This is a genomic window from Streptomyces sp. NPDC052682 (assembly GCF_040678435.1).
Taxonomy (GTDB): domain Bacteria; phylum Actinomycetota; class Actinomycetes; order Streptomycetales; family Streptomycetaceae; genus Streptomyces.
Genome location: NZ_JBFATS010000015.1, coordinates 68,999 through 75,011 on the forward strand (window position 1 = coordinate 68,999; position 6,013 = coordinate 75,011).

Genomic DNA, 6,013 nt, shown 5'->3' on the forward strand with positions numbered 1-6,013 from the left:
GGGAGGACCGATGAGCATCACCACGACACGGCCGCAGACCGGCGCCGGGCCGGAGGAGACCTCCTGGCTGCGCTGCCCGGGCTGCCAGGCGCTGGTGTACCGCAAGCGGCTTCAGCGGGCGCTGAAGGTGTGCCCGGAGTGCCGGCACCACCTGCGGCTGTCCGTCGACGAACGGCTCGCCCAGCTCCTCGACGAGGGCTCGCTCGCCACATTCGGCGACGAACTAACCGCCGGTGACCCGCTGGGCTTCACCGACACCAAGCCGTACCCGCAGCGCCTGGCCGCGGCCCGCCGCAGGACCGGCCACAACGACGCCGCCGTCGCGGGCACCGCGGCCATCGGCGGCGAGCGGCTCGTGGTCGTGGCCCTGGACTTCGGTTTCATGGGCGGCAGCGTCGGAGGAGTCGTCGGCGAGCTGGTGGTACGCGCCTGCGAGCGGGCCCTGAAGGAGCGTCTGCCCCTGCTGATCGTCTCCGCCTCGGGCGGCGCCCGCATGCAGGAGGGCGCCCTGTCGCTGATGCAACTGGCCAAGACGGCCGGCGAGGTCGCGCGGCTGCACGAGGCGGGCCTGCTGGTGATCAACCTCAACACCGACCCCACCTTCGGCGGGGCCACCGCCTCCTTCTCGATGCTCGGCGACGTGGTGCTCTCCGAGCCGGGCGCGCTCATCGGCTTCGCCGGCCCGCAGGTCATCAGGCAGACCATCCGCCAGGAGCTCCCGGCCGGTTTCCAGACCGCCGAGTTCCTGCACGAGCGCGGCATCCTGGACCTCGTCGTGCCCCGCGAGAACCTGCGCGGCACGCTGGCCAAGCTGCTGCGGCTGCACGGGCGGCGGCCCGCTCAGGCACCCGAGCCGCCCGCCTCGTACGGCGGTCCGCTCGGCGCGGGTCCGTGGGTCACCGACCCGGACGCGCTGCCGGTGCGTGACGCGCGTGCCGTGGTCGACCTCGCCCGCGACACCGGCAGGCCCACCGCCCTGGACTACCTGTCGCACGCCTTCGACGAGTTCCTGGAGCTGCACGGCGACGGAGCCACCGGGGAGGACCCCGCGATCGTGGGCGGCATCGCCCGGATCGGCGGCCGCCCGGTCGTCTTCGCCGGCCACCAGAAGGGCCACGACACGGCCGAGCTGGTCCGCCGCAACTTCGGCATGCCGAACCCGGAGGGCTACCGCAAGGTGCTGCGCCTGATGGGGTACGCCGAGAAGTTCTCGCTGCCCTTCGTCACCCTGGTCGACACCCCGGGGGCCTACCCGGGGATCGCGGCCGAGGAGCGCGGCCAGGGCTCGGCGATCGCGCGGTGCATCATGCGCATGTCCCGGCTGCGCGTGCCGACCGTCACGCTGGTGACCGGCGAGGGCGGCAGCGGCGGGGCGCTCGCCCTGGGCGTCGGCAACGCCGTGCTGATGCTGGAGAACGCCTACTACTCGGTCATCAGCCCCGAAGGGTGCTCGACCATCCTGTTCGGCTCCGCCGCCGAGGCCCCGCGCGCCGCAGCCGCCCTCCGGCTCACGGCCCCCGACCTGCTGCGCACCGGCGTACTGGACGCCGTCGTCCCCGAGCCCGAGGGCGGCGCGCACACCGACCCGCTGCGGACGGCCGACGCCGTGCGCGACGCCCTCGTCACCGTCCTCGACCGGCTGTCCCACCTCACCCCGCAGCAGCTGGTCGAGCACCGCCATGCCCGCTTCCGCCGCTTCGGCACCCCTGCCGAGCCGTCCTCGACCCTGCCCGGAGAGTCCCGATGACCACAGCGGAATCCCCCGTGTCCCCGGTGTCCCCCGTCGTGTCCCTGCCCGACCCGCAGGACGGTCCCGTGCCCGCCGCCCAGACCGAGCCCTCCGCCCAGGCCCCCGGGGAGCCGCAGGCCCCGCTCGTGCGCGAGCTGCGCGAGCAGGCCCTGAAGCTCGTGGAGGAACTGGAGGGGCCGGTGCGCCGGGTCGCGCTGACCGCCGGTTCCTGCACCGTTGAGGTGGAGTGGGCCGCCGGCCCGGCCCCGGCCCCGGCGCCGGTCCTCGCCGCCGCGGTGCCGGCGGCCGCCCCCGCACCGGTACTCACCACCGCCGCGCCCGCCCCGGTGCCCGCCACCGCCGCGCCCGCCCCGGCGGCGGAACCCGCCGCAGGGGCTCCCGCCGCGCAGCCCGCGGACGCGTCCCCGGCACCCGCGCCGCACCAGGTCACCGCGCCCCTGGTCGGCACGTTCTACCGCGCCGCGGAGCCGGGCGCCGACCCGTTCGTGGCGGTCGGCGACCTGGTCGAGCCGGGGCAGCAGCTGGGCATCGTCGAGGCGATGAAGCTCATGAACGCCATCACCGCCGACATCCGGGGCCGGGTCACCGCCGTCCACCCCGCCGACGGCGAGATCGTCGAGTACGACCAGCCGCTGTTCGACATCGTGCCCGTCGCGGACGACGAGGCGTAGGAGGGCCACCGTGTTCCGGAAGATCCTCATCGCCAACCGCGGCGAGATCGCGGTCCGGGTGATCCGCGCCTGCAAGGAGCTGGGCATCGGCACCGTCGCGGTGTACTCCAGCGCCGACGCGGAGTCGGAGCATGTGCGCCTGGCCGACGAGGCCGTGCACATCGGGCCCGCGCCCTCGGCGGGCAGCTACCTGAACATCCCCAACATCATCGGCGCCGCGCTGCGCACCGGCGCGGAGGCCGTCCACCCCGGCTACGGCTTCCTGTCCGAGGACCCGTACTTCGCGGAGATCTGCGCCGAGGACGGCATCACCTTCATCGGACCGCCGCCCGAGGTGATGGAGAAGGTGGGCGACAAGGCCGTCGCCCGGCGGCTGATGAGCGAGGCCGGCCTGCCGCTCCTGCCGGGCACCACCGAGCCGGTGCCGACCCTGGACCGGGCGCATGAGATCGCCGACGAGATCGGCTACCCGGTCATCATCAAGGCGGCGGCGGGCGGCGGCGGCCGGGGCATCAGCGTCGTCCACCGCCGTGCCGACCTGCGCAGCGCCTACCAGACGACCCGGGCCGGCGCCCAGGCGGTCTTCCGCAACAGCGACGTGTACATGGAGCGGTACCTGCCCGGGGCCCGCCATATCGAGGTGCAGGTGGTGTGCGACGCGCACGGCGGCGCCGTCCACCTGGGCGAGCGGGACTGCTCGGTGCAGCGGCGCCACCAGAAGCTGATCGAGGAGGCGCCCTCCCCGTCCGTCGACCCCGAGCTGCGCGAGCGCATCGGCGAGGCCGCCGTGCGCGGCGCCCGGGCCGTCGGCTACCAGGGCGCGGGCACGATGGAGTTCCTGCTCGACGACGAGGGACGGTTCTGGTTCATGGAGATGAACGCCCGCATCCAGGTCGAGCACCCGGTCACCGAGATGGTCACCGGCGTCGACCTGATCCAGGAACAGATCCGCGTCGCCGCCGGTCTGCCGCTGTCCGTCGGCCAGTCCGACGTCCACCTCACCGGGCACGCCATCGAGTGCCGCGTCAACGCCGAGGACCCGGAACGGGACTTCGCGCCCGCGCCCGGCCGGCTGGAGCACCTGGTGTGGCCCGGCGGTCCCTGGACCCGCGTCGACACGCACTGCCGTCCCGGCGACCGCGTACCACCCCACTACGACTCGATGATCGCCAAGCTGATCGTGTGGGGGCGCGACCGCGACACGGCCCTGGCCCGGATGGAACGGGCCCTCGGCGAGCTGCGCGCCGAGGGCCCGGGGCTGCGCACCACCGTCCCCTTCCACCGCAAGGTCCTGGCCCACCCGGAGTTCCGCAAGGGCACCCACACCACGGCCTTCCTGCAGACCGCCTTCCTGTCGGACCGGACCGCGGGAGGGGCCGGTGCCGGGCCCTGACCGCTGCCTGTGGCTGCTGCCCGAGCCCGCGGCCGACGCGTTCACCGCGCGGCTCGGCGGCCCGGCCCTGCTCAGCGCGGAGGAACAGGCCGAGTGGGCGCGCAAGCGCACCGGCGCGGCCCGCCGCCGCTACCTCGCAGCCCGGCTGCTCGCCCGCCACGCCCTCACCGCCGCCTCCGGCTGGCCGCTTTCCGCATGGCGGTTCCGCCGGACCGAACACGGCAGGCCGGAGCCCGAACCCGGAGGCCACGGACTGCGGTTCAACCTGTCCCACACCGACGGGCTGATCGCCTGCGTGGTCACCGGGCACGGCCGGGCCTGCGGGGTGGACGTGGAGCGCTCGCCCGCCGGGCCGGACGCGGTGACGTATCTGCCGCCCCACTTCGCCGCCGAGGAGCGCGCCGATCTCGCCGCCGCCGGACCGGACCAGCGGGCCGACCGGGTCGCCGCGTACTGGGTGCTGAAGGAGGCGTACGCGAAGGCGCTCGGCACCGGTCTGCGCTCGGCGCTGTCCACGTACGCCTTCACCGGCCTGGCCGACGGGTTGATCCGGCTGCGCGACGGCGGGCGGCCCGCGTCCGGCGGCCGGTGGCAGTTCGACCTGATCCGTCCAGGACCCGGTCATGTGCTCGCCGTGGCGGCCGAGCACGCGGCACCGGACGGCCTGCGCACGGTCACCGTCACCGGCTGACCCCTCGTCAGATCCTTTCACCGAACACGCCAAGGAGCCCCGCCATGTCCCCCAAGCCCCGTGTCGCCGTCGTCGGCGGCGGAGTCGCCGGTCTCTCCGCCGCCTACGCCCTGCGCGAGCACGCCGAGATCACCCTCTACGAGCGCGAGCCCCACGTCGGTGGCCACGCCCACACCGTCGAGGTCGAGGACCAGGGCCGGACCCTGGGCATCGACACCGCGTTCGTGGTCTTCAACCGGCCCGCCTACCCCAACCTGAGCGCCTTCTTCGACGAGTTGGGCGTCGAGGACGAGCGGCTGCTCAGCGGGTTCCACTTCTTCGACCGCGACACCGGCGTGCTGTTCGGCAGCGACGAGATGGAACTGCCGGCCGAGGAGGTCGCGGCACGCTACCCGGAGGAGTTCCGCACCGTCTTCCACGAGGTGCGCCGCTTCCACGAGGAGGGCCGCAGGGACTTCCTGCGCAAGCGCACCGACATCCCCCTGGGCGAGTACCTCGACCGGGGCGGCTACAGCGAGGCGTTCCGCTACGGCTACTTCATCCTGTTGTGCAGCGCGGTGTGGTCGGTGCCCGCCGAGCTGATCTGGGAGATACCGGCCAGCACGGTGCTGGCGTTCTTCATGGCCCACGACGAGGGCGGCCTCGGCGGCCGGCGGGTCGACTGGCGTACGGTCCGGGGCGGTTCGGTCTCCTACGTGCGCAGGGCCGTGGCCGCCATCGACCCCAAGCTGCGGCTGTCCGAGCCGGTCACCGCGGTCCACGAGGCGGCGGACGGCGTCACCGTGACCACCCCGTCCGGCTCGGAGCGCTTCGACCACGCGATCGTCGCCACCCACGCCGACCAGACCCGGGCCCTGCTGACGAACCCGACCCCGCGCCAGCGCGAGCTCCTCGCCCCCCTCCGCTACCACGCCTCACAGGTCGTCCTGCACACCGACGCCTCCGTGATGTCGGCCGAGCGGTCCCGCTGGGAGGCCTGGAACTACGGCAAGGTCACCGTCGACGGGCAGGTGCGGACGTACGTCGCGTACTACATGAACAAGCTGCACAACTTCGACTCGCGGACCGACTACTTCGTCACCCTCGACTACCCGCTGCCCCTGCGCGAGGAGTGCGTCATCCGCAGCTTCCGCTACGAGCACCCGGTCATCGACATGGCGATGCGCGGCGCGCAGCGGACGATCTACGAGGTCAACGAGGGGACCCGGGTCAAGCTCTGCGGGTCCTACTTCCACTCCAAGCAGCAGTTCTGGGACCAGATCGGCTCCCACGAGGCCGCGTTCTCCTCCGGCCGGGAGGCAGCCGCCCAACTCCTCCGGGAACTGGGCCACAGCGGGGCCTGACCGGCGGGGACCACCGGTCTGGAACGACGACACGGACTGCCCGTGCGGGCCGGTGGTACGGACTGGCGGTCCGGGGCGCCGGCACGGACCGCCCGCGCCGGCCCGCCGCACGACCTCCCTGTCCGGGCTGCCGGTCCGGACCACCGCTACGTGCCGACCGCACCG

The 6,013-nt window shown here is 73.9% G+C and carries 5 protein-coding genes; all 5 read left to right on the top strand.

Going from position 1 to position 6,013, the window contains the following annotated elements:
- Positions 1 to 10 precede the first annotated feature (10 nt).
- Genes AB0K80_RS23560 through AB0K80_RS23580 form a run of 5 tightly spaced genes read left to right on the top strand, consistent with a single transcriptional unit; the run spans position 11 to position 5,848 of the window.
- Positions 11 to 1,747 (top strand): acetyl-CoA carboxylase carboxyltransferase subunit alpha, encoded by a 1,737-nt coding sequence (locus tag AB0K80_RS23560; protein WP_365672705.1) that lies wholly within the window; start codon positions 11 to 13, stop codon positions 1,745 to 1,747.
- On the top strand, positions 1,744 to 2,421 hold the full coding sequence (locus tag AB0K80_RS23565) for a biotin/lipoyl-containing protein (RefSeq protein ID WP_365672707.1): 678 nt from the start codon (positions 1,744 to 1,746) through the stop codon (positions 2,419 to 2,421). The genes AB0K80_RS23560 and AB0K80_RS23565 overlap by 4 nt, the downstream gene beginning before the upstream one ends.
- Before the next feature lie 10 nt (positions 2,422 to 2,431).
- Positions 2,432 to 3,814 (top strand): acetyl-CoA carboxylase biotin carboxylase subunit, encoded by a 1,383-nt coding sequence (gene accC / locus AB0K80_RS23570; protein ID WP_365672709.1) that lies wholly within the window; start codon positions 2,432 to 2,434, stop codon positions 3,812 to 3,814.
- Complete coding sequence (locus AB0K80_RS23575; RefSeq protein ID WP_365672711.1) at positions 3,801 to 4,505, top strand: 4'-phosphopantetheinyl transferase superfamily protein; 705 nt, start codon at positions 3,801 to 3,803, stop codon at positions 4,503 to 4,505. The genes accC and AB0K80_RS23575 overlap by 14 nt, the downstream gene beginning before the upstream one ends.
- A gap of 44 nt (positions 4,506 to 4,549) precedes the next feature.
- Positions 4,550 to 5,848: an FAD-dependent oxidoreductase gene (locus AB0K80_RS23580; protein ID WP_365672713.1), complete on the top strand. Its 1,299-nt coding sequence runs from the start codon at positions 4,550 to 4,552 to the stop codon at positions 5,846 to 5,848.
- The last annotated feature ends 165 nt before the right edge of the window (positions 5,849 to 6,013 follow it).

What these genes read in the sequence shown, in the direction of transcription:
- AB0K80_RS23560 (WP_365672705.1), top strand. Translation starts at nt 11, where the DNA reads ATGAGCATCACCACGACACGGCCGCAGACCGGCGCCGGGCCGGAGGAG.
- AB0K80_RS23565 (WP_365672707.1), top strand. Translation starts at nt 1,744, where the DNA reads ATGACCACAGCGGAATCCCCCGTGTCCCCGGTGTCCCCCGTCGTGTCC.
- AB0K80_RS23580 (WP_365672713.1), top strand. Translation starts at nt 4,550, where the DNA reads ATGTCCCCCAAGCCCCGTGTCGCCGTCGTCGGCGGCGGAGTCGCCGGT.